The following is a 21,916-nucleotide window of genomic DNA, read 5'->3' as shown; positions in this document are numbered from 1 at the left end:
CATGTTTGACAAGATCCTGATTGCCAACCGCGGCGAGATCGCCCTGCGCGTGATCCGTGCCTGCCGGGAAATGGGCATCAAGTCGGTTGCGGTGCATTCCACTGCGGATGCCGACGCAATGCACGTGCGCATGGCCGATGAATCGGTCTGCATCGGGCCGCCGTCCGGCACCCAAAGCTATCTGTCGATCCCGGCCATCATCTCGGCTGCCGAGATCACCGGCGCCCAGGCGATTCATCCAGGCTACGGCTTCCTGTCGGAAAACGCCAACTTTGTGCAGATCATCGAAGACCACGGGCTGACCTTCATCGGCCCCTCGGCTGCGCATATCCGCACCATGGGCGACAAGATCACCGCCAAGGAAACCGCTCAGAACCTTGGTATTCCGGTTGTTCCGGGGTCCGAGGGCGGCGTGCCCGATATTGCCGCGGCAAAAAAAGCCGCCGCAGATATGGGCTATCCGGTGATCATCAAGGCCACCGCCGGCGGCGGCGGCCGCGGCATGAAAGTGGCCCTGAACGAAATAGAGCTGGCGACCGCCTTCTCCACTGCCCGTTCGGAAGCCAAGGCTGCCTTTGGCAATGACGAAGTCTATATGGAGAAGTACCTCCAGAAACCGCGTCACATCGAAGTACAGGTCTTTGGCGACGGCAAAGGCGTCGGCGTTCACCTGGCCGAGCGCGACTGCTCGCTGCAGCGCCGCCACCAGAAGGTGTTCGAGGAGGCCCCCGGCCCCTGCATCACCCCGGAAGAACGCGCCCGCATCGGCAAAATCTGCGCCGACGCCATTGGCAAGATGGGCTATTCCGGCGCCGGTACCGTTGAATTCCTCTATGAAGACGGCGAGTTCTATTTCATCGAGATGAACACCCGCCTGCAGGTGGAGCACCCGGTGACCGAAGCCATCTTCGGTGTCGATCTGGTACGCGAACAGATCCGGGTGGCCGAAGGCCTGCCGATGTCCTTTACCCAGGGCGATCTGGAAATCAACGGCCACGCCATCGAGGTCCGGATCAACGCCGAGAAACTGCCGAATTTTTCGCCCTGCCCGGGCAAGATCACCCAGTACCACGCCCCCGGCGGATTGGGGGTGCGGATGGATTCGGCGCTCTATGACGGCTACTCGATCCCGCCCTATTACGACTCGCTCATTGGCAAGCTGATCGTGCACGGCCGCGACCGGACCGAGGCGCTGGCGCGCCTGAACCGGGCTCTGGGCGAGCTGATCATCGACGGCATCGACACCACCGTGCCGCTGTTCCATGCGCTGCTGCAGGAACAGGATATCCACACCGGCGACTACGGCATTCACTGGCTGGAACGCTGGCTGGAAGAAAACCAGCCCGGATAACTTCAGAGGGGCGCGCCACTGGCTGCGCCCCGTTTTACATTTGCCTGCCTTTTCCCGTTATACTGGCCAGCACCATGAGCTTAACTGCGGACCTATTGCTGCACGCCTATTCTGCCGGTGTTTTTCCGATGGCCGAACACCGCGACGACCCCGAGATTTTCTGGGTCGATCCCAAGCGGCGTGGCATTCTACCGCTGGATGGCTTCCGCATCTCCCGCTCGCTGGCCAAACGGATCCGCAACGGCGGATTTGAGATCACCGTGAACCGGGATTTCGGCGGCGTCGTAGACGGCTGCGCCGACCGGGCCGAGACCTGGATCAACGGGGAAATCCGCGACCGCTACCTGGATCTGCACCTGATGGGCAACGCCCATTCGCTTGAAGTCTGGCAGGACGGCATCCTGGCCGGCGGCACTTATGGCGTCTCTCTGGGCGGCGCCTTTTTTGGCGAAAGCATGTTCTCGCGCCGCCGGGATGCCTCCAAAGTGGCGCTGGCCTATCTGACTGACAGGCTGCGGCAGGCGGGCTACAGGCTGTGCGACACGCAATTCCTGACTGCGCATCTTGCCTCGCTTGGCGGAATTGAGGTTACCCGCGCGCGTTACCGGGCCCTATTGCGTGAGGCCCTGAAAACGGATGCGGATTTTGCCCGGCCAGCTGTGCCCGCACCTCAGCTGCTGCTGCAGCGCATGACCCAGACATCATAGCGGTTGTGGTCCAGCGCGTTGAGTGCCGGGCTGGACGCCACCATCCAGCCCTGGAAATGCATCGCACCATCGTCGGGGTCCCGCACGGTCAGATAGGCAAAGGCATCCCCGGTCGGGTTCTCCGCCGGATAGCGGCAGTCCGACACGGTCACCAGCAAGCCGAACATTTCCGAACTGCCGCCGATCGCCACTTCCGCATCCATGGTATGGCCGTTGACCTTGTCCAGCGCCCTTAGCACCGCAGCACTGCCCTGCGCCGCCGGCTGCTCCTGGCCCCAGGCCGGCATGGCCAGCGCACAAGCCATTACTGCCGCGGCAAAGCGCATCAAGAATCGCCCTCGCCGCCGCCGGCGACAAATTTGACCAGCAGCGAAATCAGGCTGACCGCACCCTGCGTATCCTCGATCTCATCGCCTGCTTCAAAAGCAAAGGGCGAACCGCCGGGCATGATCTCAACAAAGTTACCGCCCAGCAGCCCTTCGGAAGAGATCACCACCGCGCTGTCATCCGGGATTTCGATGCCTTCATTAACAGAGAACATAGTATCTGCGCGGAAGGTTTCCGGGTTCAGGCCGACGCCGGTCACGGTGCCGATCTTGACCCCGGCCAGCCGAACGTCGGTGCCAACGCTGACCCCTTCCAGCGAGCGGAAAGACGCGTTCAAGTCATAGGTCGCGCCGCCGCGCGACAGGCCGGCCGCCTGGCCGGCATAGACGGCAAAAGCAACAGCGGCAGCCAGCACGACGCCGCCGGCAAAAACTTCGGTAGGATTGTGGGACATGAAATCAGCCTTCTGGCAGATGTTTTATTCGGGCACCCAGGCCTCATAATCGCGGCGTTCCTTGGGTTCGCCGCCTGCGCGGATCGACCCGGCCGGCGCATAGGCCATCATGGTGCCGGTCAGGTTTTCCTGATGCGGCTTTTCCCAGGCCTTGTGCTTCAAAGGCTTCTCGCTGGGCAGCTCGTCAAAAGTGCGGTGCAGCCAGCCGTGCCAGTCGGGGCTGACGCGCGAGGCTTCAACTTCCCCGTTGAACATCACCCAGCGCTTGCTGTCATCGGCATTGCGGTAGAACACATTGCCCTGATCATCCTCACCCACCTTGATGCCCTTGCGGGCGGTGAACATCCGGGTGTTCAGGGTGGCGCCGTTCCACCATGTCACAGCGCTCAGAAGTGTGTTCAGGATTCCCATCGGTGCCTCCGGATTTATCCGTTTCTGATATGGCCCAATTTCCCGCCAAGGTCCAGTGGCTTGCGCCCCTCTGGACGGGTCACGGCGGGAATTGGCAGTTTTGCCTTAGGCGCGTTTCCCGCACCTGACAGGATCAGCCTGCCGCTGGGGCCAGCGCCGTCACTTCGATCTCGATGCGGTACTTGGGATCGATCAGGTTGCACTCGATCATTGTTGCCGCAGGCGGGTTGGCGCCAAAGACCTCTGCCAGAACCGGCCAGCAGGGTTCGAACTCCGCCGCATCCGGCAGGTAATAGTTCACCCGCACCACATCGGCAAAGCCAGCGCCCGCCTTCTGCAAGGCTCCGCCAATGGTTTCAAGCGCAGATTTGCACTGTGCCACCACATCATCGCCCTGCCCGACGGTGCCTGCCACATGCACGAAGCCGCCAGCCGCAACAGCGCGGCAATAGCCGATCTTAGCCTCAAACTCACCGCCTGAAGAAATACGTTTGATCACTGCCCTGCTCCTTCCTCTTGCCCGAAATATCCCGGGGGCGCAGCGGCCCGCCGCTGCGGGGGCAGCGCCCCCATCCAACCGGCCCCCAAACAGCAAACGGCGCGGATAATACCGCGCCGTTTGATCTATTGACTAGCCATTCAACCGGCCGAGGCCGGCTCTTTCTCGGCGTCCGCGTGGATCATCAGCGGCTGCGCATCCGAGGTCACCGCCTCCTCGTTGACAACCACCTTGGTCACGCTGTCCATGCCCGGCAGATCGAACATGGTATCCAGCAGGATATCCTCCATGATCGACCGCAGCCCGCGGGCACCGGTCTTGCGTTCGATTGCTTTCTTGGCAATCGCGCTCAGCGCCTCGTCGGTGAAGTCCAGTTCGGTGTCTTCAAGCTCGAAGAGGCGCTGATACTGTTTGACCAGAGCGTTCTTGGGTTGGGTCAGGATGATGACCAGCGCGTCCTCGTCCAGGTCTTCCAGCGTTGCCAAGACCGGCAGACGGCCGACAAATTCAGGGATCAGCCCGAATTTCAGCAGATCTTCCGGCTCCAGTTCCTGGAACACTTCGCCGACACCGCGGTCATCGTTGTCGCGCACATCCGCGCCAAAGCCCATCGCAGACCCCTTGCCGCGGGCCGAGATGATCTTGTCCAGCCCGGCAAAAGCACCGCCGCAGATGAACAGGATATTGGTGGTGTCCACCTGCAGGAATTCCTGCTGCGGATGCTTGCGCCCGCCCTGCGGCGGCACCGAGGCAACGGTGCCTTCCATCAGTTTCAACAGCGCCTGCTGCACGCCCTCGCCCGATACGTCGCGGGTGATCGAGGGGTTTTCAGACTTGCGGGTGATCTTGTCGACCTCGTCGATATAGACGATGCCGCGCTGCGCGCGCTCGACGTTGTACTCGGACGACTGCAGCAGCTTCAGGATGATGTTCTCGACATCCTCGCCCACATAACCGGCCTCAGTAAGCGTGGTCGCATCCGCCATGGTAAAGGGCACATCCAGGATCCGCGCCAGCGTCTGCGCCAGCAAGGTCTTGCCGCAACCCGTGGGGCCGATCAGCAGGATGTTGGATTTCGCCAGTTCAATGTCCGACCCGGCCTTTTGGGCGTGGTTCAAACGTTTGTAGTGATTGTGCACCGCAACCGACAGCACCCGCTTGGCGGTGGCCTGACCGATCACATAGTCATCCAGAACCTGGCAGATGTCCTTGGGAGTCGGCACCCCGTCGGTGGCCTTCAGCCCGGAAGCCTTGGTTTCTTCACGGATGATATCCATGCACAGTTCAACGCATTCATCGCAAATGAACACGGTGGGGCCTGCGATCAGCTTGCGCACTTCATGCTGGCTCTTGCCGCAGAAGCTGCAATAGAGGGTGTTTTTGCTGTCGCCGCCTGAATTCGTCGCCATGGTCTACCTTTCAGTCCGCCCGGTCCGCTGCTCCCGCACTGCGGGGCTACTCAACTTTCTGCCAGCTTAAGCGAGTGCTTAGGCCGCCACAATGTGAAAGTGCGCCCCATTTCAAACACGGGGCACACGGCTGTTCACAACGCCAGGCGTTACGCCTGCTCTTCGTCGCCCTTGGCGCGGTTTTCGACGATCTCATCGATCAGGCCGAACTCTTTGGCTTCTTCCGGCGCCATGAAATTGTCCCGCTCCAGCGCGTCGACAATCTTGTCGTATTCCTGGCCGGTGTGCTTGACGTAGATCTCGTTCAGGCGCTTCTTCAGCTTCAGGGTTTCTTCGGCGTGGATCATGATATCGGTCGCCTGGCCCTGGAACCCGCCGGAAGGCTGGTGCACCATCACCCGGGAATTGGGCAGGCTGAACCGCATGCCTTTTTCGCCGGCGGTCAGCAGCAGCGACCCCATCGAGGCCGCCTGGCCGATCACCAGGGTCGAAACCTTGGGTTTGATGTACTGCATGGTGTCATAGATCGACAGGCCGCTCGTCACCACGCCGCCGGGGCTGTTGATGTACATCGAGATTTCCTTGGACGGGTTTTCCGCCTCAAGATGCAGCAGCTGCGCCACGATCAGCGAACTCATCCCGTCATGCACCGGACCATTCAGAAAGATGATCCGCTCCTTCAGCAGGCGGGAAAAAATGTCATAGGCCCGCTCGCCCCGGCTGGTCTGCTCCACCACCATCGGGACCAGGGTATTCATGTATGTTTCTCTGGGATCAATCATTTCGACCTGCCTGCGTTGTTTATGTCCGGCACCATACCCGACAGTGTGTTACCTGAGTCTTAGTATCGCCACTTTTGAGCTGCAAGGGGCGGCGGCCATTTTACGGTGCCGCAAAGCTGCATACAGTGTCGCAATCCGCTGGAACGCTGTCGCTATTCTCGGGCTGCGGCGCCCGGCAGCACCTTAGGAAACAAACTCAAGTCCGAATTCCACCCGGGGAGGCCAAATCCCGGGTGCCGTGCTGGGGTTCCGCCATGGCTGATGACAGTTTCGTTCAGAAAGGCGCCGCCGCCAATCTCGCCGTTCCCTTCGAAGGCGAGCCGCAGGATTTTTACTTCCTGCTGCTGCCCAAGGCAACAATGCTGCCGGTGGCCGCCGCCATCGAACCTTTGCGCATTGCCAATCAGGTGACCGGCACCCGGCTGTACCGCTGGTACATCATGACCGAAGACGGCCAGCCGCTGCATTGCTCCAACGGTATGGTGATCACGCCGGACACACCGCTGCAGCCGCTGCCCTCGGATTCGCTGGGCTTTGTCTGCGCCGGTGTGGAGCCGCAAAATACAGCCAGCGAGATCACCCTGAACTGGCTGCGCCGCGAAAGCCGCTTTGGCCGCTCCATCGGGGGCATCTGCACTGGTGCCTTTGCCCTGGCCCAGGCCGGGCTGATCAAGAACCACAAATTCACGCTGCACTGGGAAAACCAGCCGGGTTTCCTGGAAAGCTACCCGAATCTGGACCCGTCCCCCAATATCTTTGAAATCTCCGGCCCGCTGATGACCTGCGGCGGCGGCAATGCGGCCACCGACATGATGCTGCACCTGATCGAGGAACGCCACGGCAAGCAGCTGGCGATCATTGTCGCTGACATGTGCCTGCATGTGCGCTCCGGCGGTCAGGCGGCACCGCAGAAATCGAACTATGCGGTGGCCATAGGCAGCCGCAACCAACGCCTGTTGAACGCGCTGCAGCTGATGCAGGAATCGATTGAGGAGCCGTTGTCGATCGGCGAACTTTGCGACCGGCTCGACATCTCCCGCCGCCAGCTGGAGCGGCTGTTCTCGCGCTACCTGAACCAAAGCCCGATGCATGTCTATTTCGACATGCGCCTCAGCCACGCCTTTGCACTGATGAACGAAACCTCGATGAGTGTTACCGAAATTGCCCTGGCCTCGGGTTTCAACTCGGCCACGCATTTCTCACGCCAGTTCAAACGCAAATTCGGCGCCTCCCCGCATTTCTTCCGCAAGGGCTGGAGCTGATACCCGAATTCCGGCGGCCTGTCGTGCCCGGCCACCGGCCAGCGCTGCGGCTTTCTGCACCGCACGGCTCAATTTCCCGGCTCAGCTGTCTGCCGGTGATCATCTCCCCTGGCCCGGCACTTACAACCCCGCACCTTCTGGTCCGTTTGTGAGGGTTAGCGCAATACGCCTAAAATTTGCCGAATTCCCCCTGTAATTGACAACACGCCTGAGAGATTTGGCTTTAGGACAAAAACTCAACAAGGGATTAACGCTGCCGCACTCCTGCAACCGGGTTACCGGTATTTTTCCAGGGCAAGACCGCGCCAAGTCGTTCATTGAACACAACTTTCGAATTCAGCACAGCCGGGCGCAGAACTAAGGCGCCAAAGCACCATTTTGGATTTTCGCATGACGCATTCTCCGCACCTTCATCTGCCGCATATACAGGAAATGGATACCGGCAGACTCCGGGCGTTCCGTATCTCTGCCTGTGTGGCGCTGCCGCTTTTGCTTGCCGTGTCCGCCGGAAATCTGCTGGATCCGATTATCCGGTTTGACGATTACCCCGCTCTGCTGGCCAGGCCCGATGGGTTCTGGCCGAAAACCCTTCATGAAGGGCGATGGCTGAATTACCTGTGGCATCTGCGCGGAATTGTAACACCGCCCTGGCTGAACTTCGCCTTGTTCCAGGTGCTGTGGGCGTTGACTGCAGCCGCCATTGCAGCCACGTCAACCAAAGACAATGACCGTGCCTGGTTCACTATTGCCCTCACCCTGGCCCTGCTGCCGGCCCCGCCTGTCTTTTTGATGGCAGGCTGGTCCAGCACCGTCATTCCGGGATTTGCAGTGCTGGCGCTCTACGGGTTTCTTGCGCTCACCCTGCGTCAAGCCACGCTGCGGCTGCTGTTGCCGCCGTTTACCCTGCTGGCCTTTACCGCCTACACAACCTTTCCGCTCATCCTGTTTGCGATCTGCCTGATCAGCACGCAGCAGCGCTCTTTTCGTGACCTTGCGGGGCTGGTGGTCTTGTTCGGGCTCAGCTTTGCGGGCGCGGTGCTGGCGGTCTATACGTTGAACTGGCAGGTGCATGGAGTGTTCGGCATCCCGCTGGCTCCGGCGCGCAGCCCGGACCCGGCGCATGACCTGGCCGGGTTCTGGTCCCATCTGCCGCAGCTGCGGGCGACGGTTTCAGTTCTCCTGGACAAGCTGAGCTTTCAGTCCGCCCCGGTTCTGCTGTTTCACGCCGGCATGCTGACAGCGGCCACTGCCGTGCTGCTGCGCCGGCAGCCGATGGAGACCCTGTACATCTGGGTTGCCTTATGGGCGGGCATGGCACTGATGACCCTTCAGGTTCTCAAGCTTGGGGTGACCATTCCGGCCCGCGCCTTTCATTTCACCTGGATCATCTATGCTGTGATGATAGTCAGGGCAGCACAGGAGCTGAGCCGCAAGCCTGGCCTGCCGGGCCGGCTGGCGCGCAATGCTGTGCTGCTGGTTGCCGCCAGTTATCTTGTGCAGACTGCCGTGCAATTCACCCGCTTTCGCGACTGGCAAGTTGAAACCCGCGCAATGGCTGCTGCCATCGCAGTCAGCCCAAGGCCGGTATTTATCACCGGAGATATTCTGAATTACCCCTCTGCCGCCAAAGCCGGCCTGCACATGTCCAGCAGTCTTGCAAACCGTCTTGAACTGCTGACTGGGCGCGCTGTCATCCTTTGCCAGGCGGCCCCTCAGACCTGCGCGGATCTGCCCGAAAGCCTGCGCCGGCCTGCCGCAGAACGAACACCGAAGGCCCGGCTTGAAGACATCACGGGTGCAATGGTCCTGGTGTTCCCGCCTCTCCCATAAGGGGACCGGCTGCCGGGCACATGCCGGGCACTAAAAAAGGGGCGCTAGCGGCGCCCCTCTCTGCTGCAGCCTTTAGGGCCGCTGTTACTGCGAATAGGATTGCAAATAGGCGATCACGGCTTCGATCTCGCTCTCTTTCTTCAGTCCGGCAAAGGACATCTTGGTGCCTTTCATGTATTTTCGGGGCTTGGCCAGAAAGGCCGACAGCTCGGCCTCATCCCAAACCAGCCCGCCATCAGCCGCGGACTTCATCGCCTTGGAGTAGCGGAACCCTTCCACATGGCCGGCCGGGGCGCCAATGATACCGTTCAGAACGGGCCCGGTCTTCGGCTTGGCACCGTCCCCGACCTGATGGCAGGCTTTGCACTTCTTAAAGGTCTTCTCGCCCTTGGCGACCAGTTCTGGATCCGGAACTGCCGTAACTTCAACAGCGTCTTTCATCACTGGCTGCGCGGCGGCCTCCGGCAGTGGCGCAGTTTCTTCAGGTGTATTGGCGCTGTCCTCATCCGGTGTCACATCCAGCACCAAGGCCCGCATGGTGATCTTCACGCTGTCCTTGCAATTTTCCATGCAAGGTTCCGGGTTCCAGAAGTGCTTTTCTGCCTCCAACCTGTCATCCGGAATGAAGCCGCCGGCATTCGGCAGCTCAACATCCTTAAACGTTTCATTCGACAGCACGAACTCATCATCCACCAGATCGTTGGAATAAAGAATGTATGCCACAATGGCATAGACTTCATCCGCACTCAGCGATTGCGCATCGCCAAAGGGCATCGAACGGTTCACATAATCCCAGGTGGTAGACAGATACGGCCAGTAGCTGCCGACTGTTTTCAACGGATCGTCATGGTCCAGTGTATCCTGCCCGCCCGCCAGCTTGGGCCAGTTGCCGACGCCTTCGGCAAAATCGCCATGGCAGACGGCGCATTTCCCGGCAAAGACTTCCTCGCCGGTGAACACATCGCCTGACCCTTCCGGCAGGCCGGTGCCGTCAGGGGCAACGTCCAGATCCCAGGCCGCGATTTCCTCCGGCATGGCAGGACGGCCCAGGCCAAACCCCTCTGCATAAACCGGAACCGCCAAAGCCGCTGCAACGGCTGTTGCTGTGATAAACTTAGGAAACTTCGACATTTTCCGCCTCCCCGTTTGCCTTGACCCACCAGGTCTGGATGGCGTTGTTGTGATAGATCGAATTCAGCCCCCGCACTTCGCGCAGCTGCGCCTTAGTCGGCTGCACATAGCCCGAGGAATCCCTGGCCCGGCTCTGCAACAGCAGTTCCGACCCGTCCCAGTTTGTATCCAGATAGAACCGCGTCAGCGCCCTGTCGGTGCCGGGTGCGGCCAGCCGTGCCTCAGCCCAGGTCTTGCCGCCGTCAACCGACACGTCCACGCCGGTAACCGCCCCGCGCCCGGACCAGGCCAGACCGGTGATCACCAGCGGTCCCGTGCCATGTTTGATCGGCGCTTGCGGGCTGGGGCTGGTGACAACTGATTTTGCATCCATCTCCCACGTCCACTTGCGGCTGACACCATCAGCCAGCGTGTCGGTGTATTTCGAGGTCTCCTCGCGGCTTTCAATCGCCTGATCCGTCACTTCGATCCGGCGCAGCCATTTGATCCACATGTTGCCTTCCCAGCCCGGCACCACCAGACGCACCGGATAGCCATGCTCCTTGCGCAGCGCCTCGCCATTGGCTTTGAAGGCGACCAGCACGTCATCCATCGCCTTTTCCAGCGGGATTGAACGCCCGTTTGAGGACGCATCCGCGCCTTCCACATAGACCCATTTGCCCTCTGGCTTAACCCCCGCTTCCTCCAGCAATGTCCGCAGAGACACGCCGGAATACTCCATGTTGTGGATCATGCCATGGGTGAACTGCGCGCCGTTCAGCTGGGCGCCGGCCCACTCCATGCCGGAATTCGCCGCGCATTCGCAGAAATACACGCGGTTTTCCCGCGGGAACCGCTCCAGATCCGCGTAAGTGAACACCAGCGGCGTATCGACCAGCCCGTTGATCATCAACCGGTAATCTTCTTTGCGCAGTTCGATGGCGCCTGAATGATGCCGCTCAAACGCACAGCCCTGCGGCGTGATCGTGCCATCCAGCGCGTGGATCGGCGTGAAGTTGATCGAGCTGATGGTATCCGCCGTCAGCCATTCCACATTGCGGCGCACCACATCGCTTTCATACTGGATCGGCAGGCCATAGGGCGTGGCATCAACCCCCTCGCCCAAGCCAGAAGCCCACTCCTGCACCTCGGTAATCAGCGGATCGGGGGTTGCGGCCCGAGCAGCCCCTGCTGCCACCGCGCCTGCCCCGGCAGCCGCTGCCCCGGTCAGGAACTGGCGGCGCGAGGGCGCCAGGCTCTTGGCATCATCACTCATGTCTCTTTGCCTCCTTACATAGATAAATTCACGTTCGTGAATTCAACTGCGCAAATTTTTTTGTCTTAACCCCGCCGGGGCGGGTTTTATCTGCCCCTGCCGGGGCGGGCGCTGTTAAGCGCCAGCCACCTGCACCGAGGTATTCGGGTTCAAGCTCACGGTGCCCAGCTTGCGGATATGGTCCTCGACCACATCCCAGATCATCGGCCCCTCGGTGCCCTCGTTCACACTGGCCCAGCCGGCCACCACATAAGACTTTGCCGGATCAATCGCCTCGCCATTCTTCAGCAGAGTCATATCCGTGATCCGCTCGCCCTGCGGCTTGGTGATGTCGATGCGGTAGCCCATGCCGCCGATCCGCACCATGTCGCCGCCCTGCTGATAGTAGGGATCGGGGTTGAAGATGTTATCGGCCACATCCTCAAGAATCACCTTGATGAACTCGCCGGTCATCTCGGACCGGTAGGCCGCGCCATAAGACATCGAGGTCACGTTCCAGATATCCTCGCGGGTGATGTCGTCGCCCGGCACCAGCGACGGCCCCCAGCGCACACCGGGCGACATGGCGATATCCGCCTCCCGCTCGCTCAGCAGCGCGTCGCAGATCAGGTCGTCCCAGGTGCCGTTGAAATTGCCGCGGCGATACAGCAGCGTATCGGTCTTGCCGATCACCTCCGCCAGCTGCGCTTTGAAGGGCGCGCGTTCCGCATCAATCAGCTGCGCCACCGCCGGGTCCGGAGCAATCACGTCGGAAAACACCGGGATCAGCTTGTGCCGCAACCCCATCAGCTGGCCGTCCCGCACATCCAGATCGACGCGGGAGACGAATTTGCCGTTGGAACCAGAGGCAATGATATGGGTCTTGCCCACCAGTACCGGCTCGGGCAACGCGTCATGGGTATGCCCCGACAGGATCACGTCGATGCCCTGCACCTTGCCTGCCATTTTCTTGTCGACGTCAAAACCGTTGTGGCTGAGGACCACCACCAGATCGGCTCCGGCAGCGCGGACCTCATCCACCATAGCCTGCATGTTCTCGTCACGGATACCGAATGAATACTCCGGGAACATCCAGCCCGGATTGGCAATCGGCATATAGGGGAAGGCCTGGCCGATTACCGCCACCTTGGCGCCGCCGCGTTCAAAGAACTTGTAAGGTTTGAACAGCTCGGCCGGCTCGTCCCATTCGGCGTCAAAAATGTTCTGGCCAAGGGCGGCAAAGGGCAGCCCCTCGACAATCTCATTGACCCGCTCGCTGCCCAGCGTGAATTCCCAGTGAAAGGTCATCGCATCCGGCTTCAACGCGTTCATCACGTTGACCATGTCCTGGCCGGCCGTGTGATGGCAGGTGTAGGAGCCGTGCCAGGTGTCGCCGCCGTCAAACAGCAACGCATCGGGGCGGTCGGCGCGGATCGCTTTGATGATCGTCGCCATCCGGTCCAGCCCGCCAACCCGGCCATAGCCCTGCGCCAGCGACGAGAAATCATCATAAGTCAGCGCATAGGCGGAAGGGCTGCCGTCCGCGATTCCATAAGCCTTGCGGAAATCGGTGCCGGTGATATGCGGCACGTGGCCCTTGTTGGCGCCAACACCCAGATTGACCGACGGCTCGCGGAAATGGATCGGCTTCAATTGCCCATGAATATCGGTCACATGGATCAGGCTGATGTTGCCAAAACTGTCGAACTGCAACAGTTGCTCCTGGCTCAGCGATTGCTGCGCAGCCAGCCGCGCCCAATTGCCAAAGCCTGACGCCCCCACCATGGCCGATGCCGCCATGGAAACCTGCAGAAAATCGCGGCGCGAAATCATGAGTACCGGTATCCTGTTTGCTCACGCTATATATTCACGTGAATGAATGTTTCAAAAGAGAGACGCCCCGCTCCTGACCGCAGGAACGGGGCGCAAAGATCAGTTGCGGACAGAAGGCGCTTCGACCGACAGCCCGTTGCCGCGCGAGGCGACATACAACTCCAGCGCCACAAATTCCGCGGAACCGGGTTTGTAGGTCTCGGCGCGGGTGTCACGGATGCAGCCCTTGAAACGCGCATGTGCCGTGTTCAGCTTGGTGTTCTTCAAGCGGTACACCGGAAAGCCGTTGATCTGGCCCTGACTCAGATGATCGGCGCGGATCATGTTGCCATAATTGTCTTCGTGGCAATTGGCGCAAGACAGCTCCAGCTGGCCGGTGCGGGTGTAATACATCTCTTTGCCCTGTTCCCAGGTGGACTGGGCCGGGCCGTCGATCGCCACATTCACCGGCATCCCGCGCGACTGCACGGAAATCAGCGCTTCCATCGCCGCCATCTTGCCGCCGGAGTATTTCCACTTCTCGGCGCCCATCTGGTTTTCGCGGCAATCGTTGATCTGCATGTTCAGGGTGCGGACCTCGCCGGCGGCTTCGTTCCACTTCGGGTAAACCGCGCGAACGCCAGCCATGCTTTCCTCGGCATCATCGTGGCAGGACGCACAGGACTTGCCTTCGGACCCCTCGACGGTGCTCCAGGTGTCAATCGCCTGATCGACAAAGATCATCGCCGGGTTCTCGAAATCATCCATCTGCAGCGACTGGGTTTCATCCTTGCGGAAGTGCCAGCCCGACATCACCTCATCCATCGCATCCGCGATATGCGCAGGCGCTGCGGTCTTAGTGACCATCTCGATCTCTTCGTTGACCACCAGCGTGTCGTCGTCGGGGCCTGCGCTCGCGGCCATCGGCAGCGCCAGCACGGCGGCAATTGCTGTGATTGCCTTCTTGTTCATTCCCTGTCCTCCCTTGGGTGCCTGTCCTGCCCGGCCGTGCCGGACAGAACGCGTGCCTGAAGATCCGGAACGGATCAGCCGATGGCGATGGTCTTCTTGGTGTCGTAGACCGAACCGTCGTCGTCATACCAGGTGAAGACAAATTCACCGGCTTCCGGGACGACAGCGTCGAATTCGAAATACGGATTGGTCGAGATCGCAGGCTCCATCGCCACGTCCAGCACCGTCTCGCCGTTGAATTCGCAGGTGAAGCGGTTGATGATCGAACGCGGGATCAGGTTGCCTTCCTTGTCCTTGCGCTGGCCGCTTTCCATCTTGTGGCTGATCAGGGTCTTGATGGTGACCGCCTCGCCGGCGGCAGCTTTTTTCGGGACCTTGACGCGGGGTTTAACACCGGATGCCATGTCTTTAATTCTCCTTAAGAATTCCGTTCAGGGAGCGGGCAGCCTCAGCCGCCGCAGCCGCCGATGGTCACTTTGACGGTGGCGCTGGCCTTGGTGAATGTGCCGTCGGCCATCTTGGCAATCGCAACCACATCCTGGGTACCCGCCAGGCGGATCCGGGTCGAGGCCGACTGCGCCGCCGCACCGGGGCCGAAATTGAACGTCGCCACACCCGGTTCCGGGTTGCCGGTCGCCAGCACCAGGATCGCCGTGGCGCCTTCGGCGGCCACGGACACCGGAACGGTATTGCCGTTTTCAGCGATTTCCGGCGCGGTCAGGGTTACACCGCCCTCGGCGATATCCGCACCGCCGGTAAAGGCGGCAATCCGGTCGTCCGCCGCCGCACTCACACGGAACGGCAGCACGGTCACCATGGCAGCGCCCAGGCCCATCGCCAGGGTCTCACGGCGTGAGAACTCCATCATATCTCTCCTTTGAATTCACATCAGGCCGCAGGGCACACAAGGCCCCGCCCGCGCCTTACTCTTCTTTCAGTGTCGCAAGGAACGCGACCACATCTTCAATCTCCTGCGCCGTCAGGATCGGCGGCAGCGGCTCGGTCCCGGCATCGCCGGTATAGGCATCGCCCGGGCGGATAAAGCCATCGACCTTGTAAAAGGCCGGCATCATGGTGCCCTCAAACGTCATCTTGGCGTTGGCCACCAGCCCGCGCAGCTCTTCCGCGCTCCAGCGATCGCCCGCACCATCCAGCGACGGGCCGATTTCACCGTGGAACGGCACATCCGCCAGCGCTGTCAGCTGGTGGCAGGCCACGCAGTTGCCCTTGGACTTGGTGCCGGCCACCAGCGCGCCGTTCACGGCATCGCCCGCAACACCCGTCAGCGACGCGGCCACTTGGCCGTCCTCGCCATACTGCACCGCTTTCGGAGCAACCTCCCCGGCCCAAACCGCACTTCCGGCCAGGCTCAGCACCAGTGTCAGAGATGTAAGCTTCATGTATCCTCCCAATGGCTGCCGCATCTGAGTGCGGTTGCTTAGCTGCTGCATACCGTAGGGCACCGCCGGCCCAATACGCAACAACAAATTCATTATTGTGAATTTTTCCAAATTATGCGCCAGACCCCTAGTCCGCAGACCCATTATTGCGCTCGCGAATCCGGCGCGCGTGATACCGCTGGAAATCTTCCCCGTTATCAAGCGCATATCGCTTTTCGTTGACCCATGTAAACATGTCCAGCGTGGTTCCGCCGCCAAATGCGCCCGGCATCATTGCAACCGCCGCTTCGGTGGCTGTGACGTTTTCGCCCACTTCCTCCGGCAGGAACAGAATCGTCGGCGTGAACAACACGCCCCATTTGCGCGCCATGTCCTTTTCCGCCAGCGCCTCGCCGTCGAAATCGGTAACCTCCACATCGCCGTATAAATTCAGTTGAACGACAAAAAAATTCTCTTCAATGTACTGGCTGATCTCAGGCCGGGGAAAGACCTCCTCATGCATCTTGGTGCAATAGATGCAGCCGCGCTGCTCGAAAATCAGCGCCAGCCGCTTGCCCTCGCCATTGGCCTCCTCCAGATCCTCGCGCAGGTCCTTGAATGTGTCCCGCATCCAGGCCGTTTTATGCAGCCCGTCATCGCCCAGGTCCGCCGCCGCCAAAGGCGTGGCCAGGGTCATTAAAATTAACGCTTTCGCAATATTTTTCAGCATGTTGAACTCCTGACCTCACTTAACCAATCGAACTGAACCCCGGCAACCAGCGGATCATCACCTCGGCAATCAGCCGCACCCCGCCGGTGGCGATCAGCACCGCAAACAGAACCAGCATCGCGCCCATGCCCTTCTCGACCCAGGCAAAGGCAGCCCGGTGCCGCGCCACCCATGCCAGAAACGGCTTGGCAAACAGCGCCGCCACCACAAAAGGCGCGGTCATGCCCAGCCCGTAAACCAGCAGCAGCACACCGCCGCGCCAGATATCCCCCAGGCCCGAGGCGATCATCAGGATCGACGCCAGCGCCGGCCCCACACAGGGCGTCCAGCCAAAGCCAAACGCCAGCCCCATCAGATAGGCGCCCAGCACCGTCGACGGCTCGGCGCTGCTTTCCATCCGTGCCTCGCGGTACAAGAGCGGGATCTTCACCACCCCCAGGAAATGCAGCCCGAACAGCAACAGCAAGGCCGCCGCGCCATAAGACAGCACCTCCAGATATTGCCCGAACAGCTGCCCCAGCGCCGTCGCCCCCATGCCCATCAGCATGAACACAGTTGTGACACCGGCGGCAAAGCAGCAGGCAGATACCAGCAGCCGCCGCTGCGCGCCTGTGGCAATCGCCCCGTCGCCGCGCAGCTCGGCCATCGACAGCCCGCCCATGTAAGACAGGTAAAACGGCACCATTGGCAGAATACAGGGGGTAAAAAAGCTCAGCAGACCTGCGATCAAGGCGCCAAACAGGGATGTTTCCAGCATCAAGTCCCCCAGCTGCCCCACAACAACGTTATCCGGGCCCGGCTTGTGTCATTCACATATTCGAATTATGTTGTTTCAATAGCAACCGTCAACAGATGGAATGACATACATGCGCCACCTTCGGCAACTGGCTGCAGCCGCAGCGGCGGTCTGCCTTGCCCTGCCCGCCTGGGCGGCTGAACTGGTGATGGTGGAACAGGCGGGCTGCGAATGGTGTGCCCGCTGGGACGAAGAAATCGCCCCGGTCTACCCGAAAACAGCCGAAGGCAAATTCGCACCCTTGCGGCGGGTCGACCTGCGCGCGATGCCTGATGATCTGCAGGTTGCCCGCAGGGTCATGTTTACGCCGACCTTCCTGATTGTTGATGACGGACAGGAACAGGCCCGGCTCGAAGGCTATCCCGGCGAAGATTTCTTTTGGCCTTTGCTGGCAGATTTGCTAACCGCCCATACAGGGTTTGTTGATAATACGCACACCCAGGGCGGCAGCTGACCGTCCCGGCGGGGTCAAGCACAGGAGTGCGGCGTGCATGCGCCGCTCAGGAGATAACAGATGGCATTACCGCAGTTTTCTGCCGATATGGAACCGGAAGAAATGGACAAGATGGTGGACAACGCCACCAAGGCCTCCAACTTCCTCAAGGCGATCAGCCACGAAGGCAGGCTGATGATCCTGTGCCATCTGGTCTCGGGCGAGAAATCAGTGACCGAGCTGGAAGAGCTGTTGTCAGCCCGCCAGGCCGCCGTCTCGCAGCAATTGTCCCGCCTGCGCCTCGAAGGCCTGGTCATTCCCCGCCGCGAGGGCAAAGCTATATTCTACCGTCTCGCCGACGACAAACCCCGCCGCATCCTGGAAGTGGTCTACGACCTGTTCTGCAAAGACGGCAGCTGAAGCCTGATTGAAATCCCCGCATGTTTGATCTCCTGACAGAACACCAGCTGGCCGCCTGCATCGGGCTGCTGGGCGGTGTGCTGCTGGGTCTTGCTGCACGGCTGGGACGGTTTTGCACCCTGGGTGCAATCGAAGACCTGCTCTACGGCGGCTCCTCCCTGCGGATGCGGATGTGGGGCATTGCCATCGGCGTGGCGGTAACGTCCAGCTTTGCACTGATCGGGCTTGGGCTGGTGGATGCCGACCAGTCCTTTTACCTCTCGATCCGCTGGATGCCCGCCGCCTCAATCCTTGGCGGGCTGATGTTCGGCTACGGCATGGCGCTTAGCGGTAACTGCGGATACGGCGCCATCGCCCGTCTGGGCGGCGGCGACCTGCGCAGTTTTGTGATTGTGCTGGTGATGGGCGTCTCCACCTATGTGGTTTTGGCCGGCCCCCTCGCCCCGTTGCGCAACCTGTTTTTCACACAGCAGGACGTTACTACCGAAATCCCGCCGGGACTGGCCCATTACGCCGCCGCCTGGAGCGGCCTGCCGGTTGCCGCGATCGGGACGGCTGCCGGCCTGCTGATCCTGCTGGCTTCCTTCGCCAATGCGGAACTGCGCGCCGACAAACAAGCGCTGTTCTGGTCTGCCGTGGCCGGACTGGCCGTCACCTCGGGCTGGGCTGGCACGACCCTGGTCAACGCCCAGGGGTTCGAAGCGCTGCCGGTTGTTTCGCACTCGTTTTCTGCTCCCTTGGGCGAGACGATCCTTTGGACCATGACCGGCAGTCTGCGCCCGCTGTCCTTTGCCGTCGGCTCCATCGCCGGGGTCTGGACCGGCGCCTTCGCCGGCTCGCTGATCAAGGGTCATTTCCGCTGGGAGGCCTGTGACGACCCGCGCGAGCTGCGCCGTCAGATCATCGGCGCCGCCATCATGGGTGCGGGTGCTGTGATCGCCATGGGCTGCACCGTCGGTCAAGGCCTCAGCGCGTTTTCGCTGCTGGCAGTCTCGGCGCCCGTCACCATGCTGGCAATCTTTGCAGGTGCCGCAATTGGCCTGCGCCAGCTGATCGAAGGCTTCCGCCCGGCAGAATAACCTGCTGTCCCCGCGGGGACAGGCGGGCAATTGCAGTTCACACCGCCGAATGTGATAGTTCGATTAACCCGCATTAACCTTAAAACATCTGTTACACACCCGCCCATAATGGTCCCGGTCCGAGTTTGGCCCCGCTGGCCGACCGGCAACGATTGATAAGATTCTGGAGCCCGCCATGGACCGCAAGCAAATAATCGAAGACCCGCAAACCGGCAACAAGGCTGAAGCTTTTGAAGCCTTTGACGATATTCCCGCCAATCCGAACCTGACCCGCACCATCGGCGGCGTGATCGCCAGCCGTTATGGCCGCCGGGGCATGCTGAAGGGCCTGCTGGGGGTCTCTGCCACCACCGCGCTGTTCGGCGCCTCAGCCCTCACTGCGCCGCGCCAGGCCACCGCCGGCGGCACGGCTGGCACCAGCCGCTATGCCTTTGATGAACTGGCTTGGGGCAACGACGAAACCCACCACGTGGCCAAAGGCTATGACGCAGATATCCTGCTGCGCTGGGGCGACCCGATCACGGCGGATGCGCCGGATTTCGACGTGATGAACCAGACGGCCCAGGCACAGCTGCAGCAGTTCGGCTACAACAACGACTATGTCGGCTTTACACCGCTGAATACCGAAGGCACCCGCGGTCTGCTGTGCGTGAACCACGAATACACGAATGAAGAGGTGATGTTCCCCGCCCTTGGCCGCCAGGACAAAGCAGACTTCGCCGGAATGACACGCGCGCTGGTGGATATTGAAATGGCCGCACACGGCGGCTCGGTGGTGGAAATCGCCCGCAGCGCGGACGGCAAATGGGCGGTGGTCCGGGATGGCAGCATGAACCGCCGCATCTCGCCACTGAACACGATGATGACCATCGACGGCCGCGCTGCCGGCCATGCCCGGATGCAAACCAGCGCGGATCCCAGCGGGGCGCAGGTCATCGGCACGCTGAACAACTGCGCCGGCGGCATGACCCCCTGGGGCACCTGGCTGATGGCCGAGGAGAACTTTCACGGCTATTTCTGGACGGACAGGCTGGACGCGGACGGCAAGCCGGATCTGTCGGATCAGCCTGAAGCGGCGCAGATGAAACGTTACGGCGTGCCGGGCCGCTGGTACGCCTGGGGCAAATTCCATGACCGGTTCAACATCGACAAGGACCCCAATGAGGCCAACCGCTTCGGCTGGGTTGTTGAGGTCGATCCGCGCAATCCGGAGGCTGCACCGGTGAAGCACACCGCGCTTGGCCGTTTCCGCCATGAAGGCGCTGAAACCACCACCTCCACGGATGGCCATCTGGTGGTCTACATGGGCGATGATGCACGGTTTGACTATCAGTACAAATATGTCTCCAAGGGCGTTGTGTCGGACGACCCGGCGGCCAATGCAAAGCTGCTCAGCGACGGTATCCTGTATGCCGCCCGTTTTGACCCGGACGGCAATGTCCACTGGCTGCCGCTGGTGCATGGCGAGGGTCCGCTGACGGCTGAGAACGGCTTTGCCAGCCAGGCTGACGTTCTGATCGATGCACGGCTGGCGGCGGATGCGCTGGGGGCCACGCCAATGGACCGGCCCGAAGACGCAGCCCCCCGCGGCGACGGCACCGCCTATATCATGCTGACCAACAACGCCCGCCGTTCGGCAGGCCAGACCGATCCAGCCAACCCGCGGGCAAAGTCGCGCTTTGGACATATCATCGAAATCAAGGAAGACGGCGGCGACCATGCAGCGGCCCGCGGCAACTGGTCGATCCTGGTGAAATGCGGCGATCCGGGCATTGCCGCCGTCGGGGCCGAATGGAATCCGGAAACCTCTGACAACGGCTGGTTCGGCTCCCCCGACAACTGCGCCTTTGACGCCGAGGGCCGCCTGTGGGTCGCAACCGATCAGGGCAGCAAATGGGGCAAGACCGGCAAATCGGACGGGTTGTACGGGGTTGAAACCGAAGGAAGCCTGCGCGGCCATTCCAAACTGTTCTTCCGCAGCCCGGCAGGCGGCGAGCTGTGCGGCCCCTGTTTTGCGCCGGACAGCGAGACTTTGTTTCTGGCGGTGCAGCATCCGGGCACCGATGGCACCAAGGCGCTGAAGGGGTTTGAGCGCGCATCTACCTTTGAAGACCCGGCAACCCGCTGGCCGGATTTCGATCCGGAAATGCCGCCGCGCCCTTCGGTTGTGGTGGTCACGAAACAGGGCGGCGGCAAAATCGCAGGGTAACACCCGCACGGCTGTTATCAGGCGGAGCGCGCCCCAACCGGGGCGCGCGCAGGTTTTTGCCCTGACGGGCGGATTGCCGCCTGATGCACGCAATTGTGAGCATCCAGCCCGCCCGTGTGATTTAACAAACCCGGTATAGCCATTGGAGGGAAACCATGTTTTTCAAACGCCTGACGGCCGTGCTCATTCTGGCAGCCTCTGCCGCATCCGCCGGAAACATTGCTCCACGCGACGGCTGGGCGGTGCATGAGACGTCAAAGCCCTACGGGCAGCTGATCAAGGACGTCAAAGCCGCCGCCAAGACTGAGGGCATGGGTGTGGTCACCCAGGCAGGCCCCACCAAGGCCGCAGCCGCCCGCGGCATCACCCTTCCGGGCAACCGGGTCATCGGCCTGTTCAACAATGATTTCGCGGTAAAGATCCTGGCACTGTCCACAGCTGCGATGATCGAAGCCCCGGTGAGAATCTATGTGACCGAGGAGGAGGACGGCAGCGCCACCCTTGCCTACAAGCTGCCGTCCCATGTCTTTGCGCCCTACCTCGACGAAGGCGGTGCTGAGCTGAAAGCCCTAGCAGACCAGCTGGATAGTCGCTTTGCGCGGATCGCTGAAAGAGCACAGCAATAGCTCCTTCCGCTTCTTTCTGGTTTAAAATACCCAAAAGCGCATGAAATGCGCCAATTTCCGCCG

The 21,916-nt window shown here is 61.2% G+C and carries 24 protein-coding genes; 9 read left to right on the top strand and 15 right to left on the bottom strand.

Going from position 1 to position 21,916, the window contains the following annotated elements; translation table 11 throughout:
* Position 1 precedes the first annotated feature (1 nt).
* Both accC and aat read left to right on the top strand, forming a co-directional pair.
* Positions 2-1,351 (top strand): acetyl-CoA carboxylase biotin carboxylase subunit, encoded by a 1,350-nt coding sequence (gene accC, locus ETW24_RS08515; RefSeq protein ID WP_129370631.1) that lies wholly within the window; start codon positions 2-4, stop codon positions 1,349-1,351.
* 74 nt (positions 1,352-1,425) lie between these two features.
* On the top strand, positions 1,426-2,058 hold the full coding sequence (gene aat, locus ETW24_RS08510) for a leucyl/phenylalanyl-tRNA--protein transferase (RefSeq protein WP_129370630.1): 633 nt from the start codon (positions 1,426-1,428) through the stop codon (positions 2,056-2,058).
* Here aat and ETW24_RS08505 read toward each other — a convergent pair.
* The 6 genes from ETW24_RS08505 to ETW24_RS08480 all read right to left on the bottom strand — a co-directional run bounded on the left by ETW24_RS08505 (position 2,022) and on the right by ETW24_RS08480 (position 5,940).
* On the bottom strand, positions 2,022-2,384 hold the full coding sequence (locus ETW24_RS08505; RefSeq protein WP_129370629.1) for a DUF2155 domain-containing protein: 363 nt from the start codon (positions 2,382-2,384) through the stop codon (positions 2,022-2,024). The two genes, aat and ETW24_RS08505, sit on opposite strands and share 37 nt — an antisense overlap.
* Complete coding sequence (mlaD, locus tag ETW24_RS08500; RefSeq protein WP_129370628.1) at positions 2,384-2,839, bottom strand: outer membrane lipid asymmetry maintenance protein MlaD; 456 nt, start codon at positions 2,837-2,839, stop codon at positions 2,384-2,386. The genes ETW24_RS08505 and mlaD overlap by 1 nt, the downstream gene beginning before the upstream one ends.
* A 24-nt stretch (positions 2,840-2,863) precedes the next feature.
* A complete protein-coding gene (locus ETW24_RS08495) occupies positions 2,864-3,250 on the bottom strand; it encodes an NADH:ubiquinone oxidoreductase subunit NDUFA12 (RefSeq protein WP_129370627.1) in 387 nt (128 codons plus the stop codon).
* Between the two features lie 133 nt (positions 3,251-3,383).
* Positions 3,384-3,749 (bottom strand): RidA family protein, encoded by a 366-nt coding sequence (locus ETW24_RS08490; protein WP_129370626.1) that lies wholly within the window; start codon positions 3,747-3,749, stop codon positions 3,384-3,386.
* A 140-nt stretch (positions 3,750-3,889) separates the two neighbouring features.
* Complete coding sequence (clpX, locus tag ETW24_RS08485; RefSeq protein ID WP_129370625.1) at positions 3,890-5,158, bottom strand: ATP-dependent Clp protease ATP-binding subunit ClpX; 1,269 nt, start codon at positions 5,156-5,158, stop codon at positions 3,890-3,892.
* A 149-nt stretch (positions 5,159-5,307) separates the two neighbouring features.
* Positions 5,308-5,940 carry an ATP-dependent Clp protease proteolytic subunit gene (locus tag ETW24_RS08480; RefSeq protein WP_129370624.1) on the bottom strand — a complete coding sequence of 211 codons (633 nt, stop codon included), beginning with the start codon at positions 5,938-5,940 and terminating at the stop codon, positions 5,308-5,310.
* 254 nt (positions 5,941-6,194) lie between these two features.
* Here ETW24_RS08480 and ETW24_RS08475 point away from each other — a divergent pair, with 254 nt between their 5' ends.
* Both ETW24_RS08475 and ETW24_RS08470 read left to right on the top strand, forming a co-directional pair.
* Complete coding sequence (locus ETW24_RS08475; RefSeq protein ID WP_129370623.1) at positions 6,195-7,202, top strand: GlxA family transcriptional regulator; 1,008 nt, start codon at positions 6,195-6,197, stop codon at positions 7,200-7,202.
* 390 nt (positions 7,203-7,592) lie between these two features.
* Positions 7,593-9,032 carry a hypothetical protein gene (locus tag ETW24_RS08470; RefSeq protein WP_164982721.1) on the top strand — a complete coding sequence of 480 codons (1,440 nt, stop codon included), beginning with the start codon at positions 7,593-7,595 and terminating at the stop codon, positions 9,030-9,032.
* An 84-nt stretch (positions 9,033-9,116) separates the two neighbouring features.
* Here ETW24_RS08470 and ETW24_RS08465 read toward each other — a convergent pair whose 3' ends face one another.
* The 9 genes from ETW24_RS08465 to ETW24_RS08425 form a co-directional block, all read right to left on the bottom strand.
* Positions 9,117-10,163 carry a c-type cytochrome gene (locus tag ETW24_RS08465; protein WP_129370621.1) on the bottom strand — a complete coding sequence of 349 codons (1,047 nt, stop codon included), beginning with the start codon at positions 10,161-10,163 and terminating at the stop codon, positions 9,117-9,119.
* Positions 10,147-11,418 (bottom strand): sulfite dehydrogenase, encoded by a 1,272-nt coding sequence (gene soxC / locus ETW24_RS08460; protein WP_129370620.1) that lies wholly within the window; start codon positions 11,416-11,418, stop codon positions 10,147-10,149. The genes ETW24_RS08465 and soxC overlap by 17 nt, the downstream gene beginning before the upstream one ends.
* A 114-nt stretch (positions 11,419-11,532) precedes the next feature.
* Positions 11,533-13,230 carry a thiosulfohydrolase SoxB gene (gene soxB / locus ETW24_RS08455; protein WP_129370619.1) on the bottom strand — a complete coding sequence of 566 codons (1,698 nt, stop codon included), beginning with the start codon at positions 13,228-13,230 and terminating at the stop codon, positions 11,533-11,535.
* Positions 13,231-13,329: 99 nt separating this feature from the next.
* Complete coding sequence (gene soxA, locus ETW24_RS08450; protein WP_129370618.1) at positions 13,330-14,181, bottom strand: sulfur oxidation c-type cytochrome SoxA; 852 nt, start codon at positions 14,179-14,181, stop codon at positions 13,330-13,332.
* Positions 14,182-14,255: 74 nt separating this feature from the next.
* Positions 14,256-14,585 carry a thiosulfate oxidation carrier complex protein SoxZ gene (gene soxZ, locus ETW24_RS08445; protein ID WP_129370617.1) on the bottom strand — a complete coding sequence of 110 codons (330 nt, stop codon included), beginning with the start codon at positions 14,583-14,585 and terminating at the stop codon, positions 14,256-14,258.
* Positions 14,586-14,629: 44 nt separating this feature from the next.
* Positions 14,630-15,046, bottom strand: a complete 417-nt coding sequence (soxY, locus tag ETW24_RS08440; RefSeq protein WP_129370616.1) for a thiosulfate oxidation carrier protein SoxY — start codon at positions 15,044-15,046, stop codon at positions 14,630-14,632.
* A 58-nt stretch (positions 15,047-15,104) separates the two neighbouring features.
* Complete coding sequence (gene soxX / locus ETW24_RS08435) at positions 15,105-15,581, bottom strand: sulfur oxidation c-type cytochrome SoxX (RefSeq protein WP_129370615.1); 477 nt, start codon at positions 15,579-15,581, stop codon at positions 15,105-15,107.
* A gap of 127 nt (positions 15,582-15,708) precedes the next feature.
* The gene (locus ETW24_RS08430) at positions 15,709-16,290 is read right to left on the bottom strand and encodes a thioredoxin family protein (RefSeq protein ID WP_237456304.1); all 582 of its coding nucleotides are present in this window, start codon (positions 16,288-16,290) and stop codon (positions 15,709-15,711) included.
* Between the two features lie 19 nt (positions 16,291-16,309).
* The gene (locus tag ETW24_RS08425; RefSeq protein ID WP_129370614.1) at positions 16,310-17,047 is read right to left on the bottom strand and encodes a cytochrome c biogenesis CcdA family protein; all 738 of its coding nucleotides are present in this window, start codon (positions 17,045-17,047) and stop codon (positions 16,310-16,312) included.
* Between the two features lie 109 nt (positions 17,048-17,156).
* Between ETW24_RS08425 and ETW24_RS08420 the strand changes: the two genes are divergently transcribed.
* The 5 genes from ETW24_RS08420 to ETW24_RS08400 all read left to right on the top strand — a co-directional run bounded on the left by ETW24_RS08420 (position 17,157) and on the right by ETW24_RS08400 (position 21,853).
* On the top strand, positions 17,157-17,540 hold the full coding sequence (locus ETW24_RS08420) for a hypothetical protein (RefSeq protein WP_205877387.1): 384 nt from the start codon (positions 17,157-17,159) through the stop codon (positions 17,538-17,540).
* Between the two features lie 60 nt (positions 17,541-17,600).
* The gene (locus ETW24_RS08415; protein ID WP_129370612.1) at positions 17,601-17,939 is read left to right on the top strand and encodes an ArsR/SmtB family transcription factor; all 339 of its coding nucleotides are present in this window, start codon (positions 17,601-17,603) and stop codon (positions 17,937-17,939) included.
* Between the two features lie 20 nt (positions 17,940-17,959).
* Positions 17,960-19,018: a YeeE/YedE family protein gene (locus ETW24_RS08410; RefSeq protein WP_129370611.1), complete on the top strand. Its 1,059-nt coding sequence runs from the start codon at positions 17,960-17,962 to the stop codon at positions 19,016-19,018.
* A gap of 175 nt (positions 19,019-19,193) precedes the next feature.
* Positions 19,194-21,227, top strand: a complete 2,034-nt coding sequence (locus ETW24_RS08405; RefSeq protein ID WP_129370610.1) for a PhoX family protein — start codon at positions 19,194-19,196, stop codon at positions 21,225-21,227.
* 155 nt (positions 21,228-21,382) lie between these two features.
* Complete coding sequence (locus ETW24_RS08400) at positions 21,383-21,853, top strand: DUF302 domain-containing protein (protein WP_129370609.1); 471 nt, start codon at positions 21,383-21,385, stop codon at positions 21,851-21,853.
* Positions 21,854-21,916 lie beyond the last annotated feature (63 nt).

It is taken from the genome of Leisingera sp. NJS204, from assembly GCF_004123675.1.
Classification (GTDB): Bacteria; Pseudomonadota; Alphaproteobacteria; order Rhodobacterales; family Rhodobacteraceae; genus Leisingera.
The sequence above is the reverse complement of the archived record's forward strand: the minus strand, read 5'-3'. Positions and strand labels throughout refer to the sequence as shown.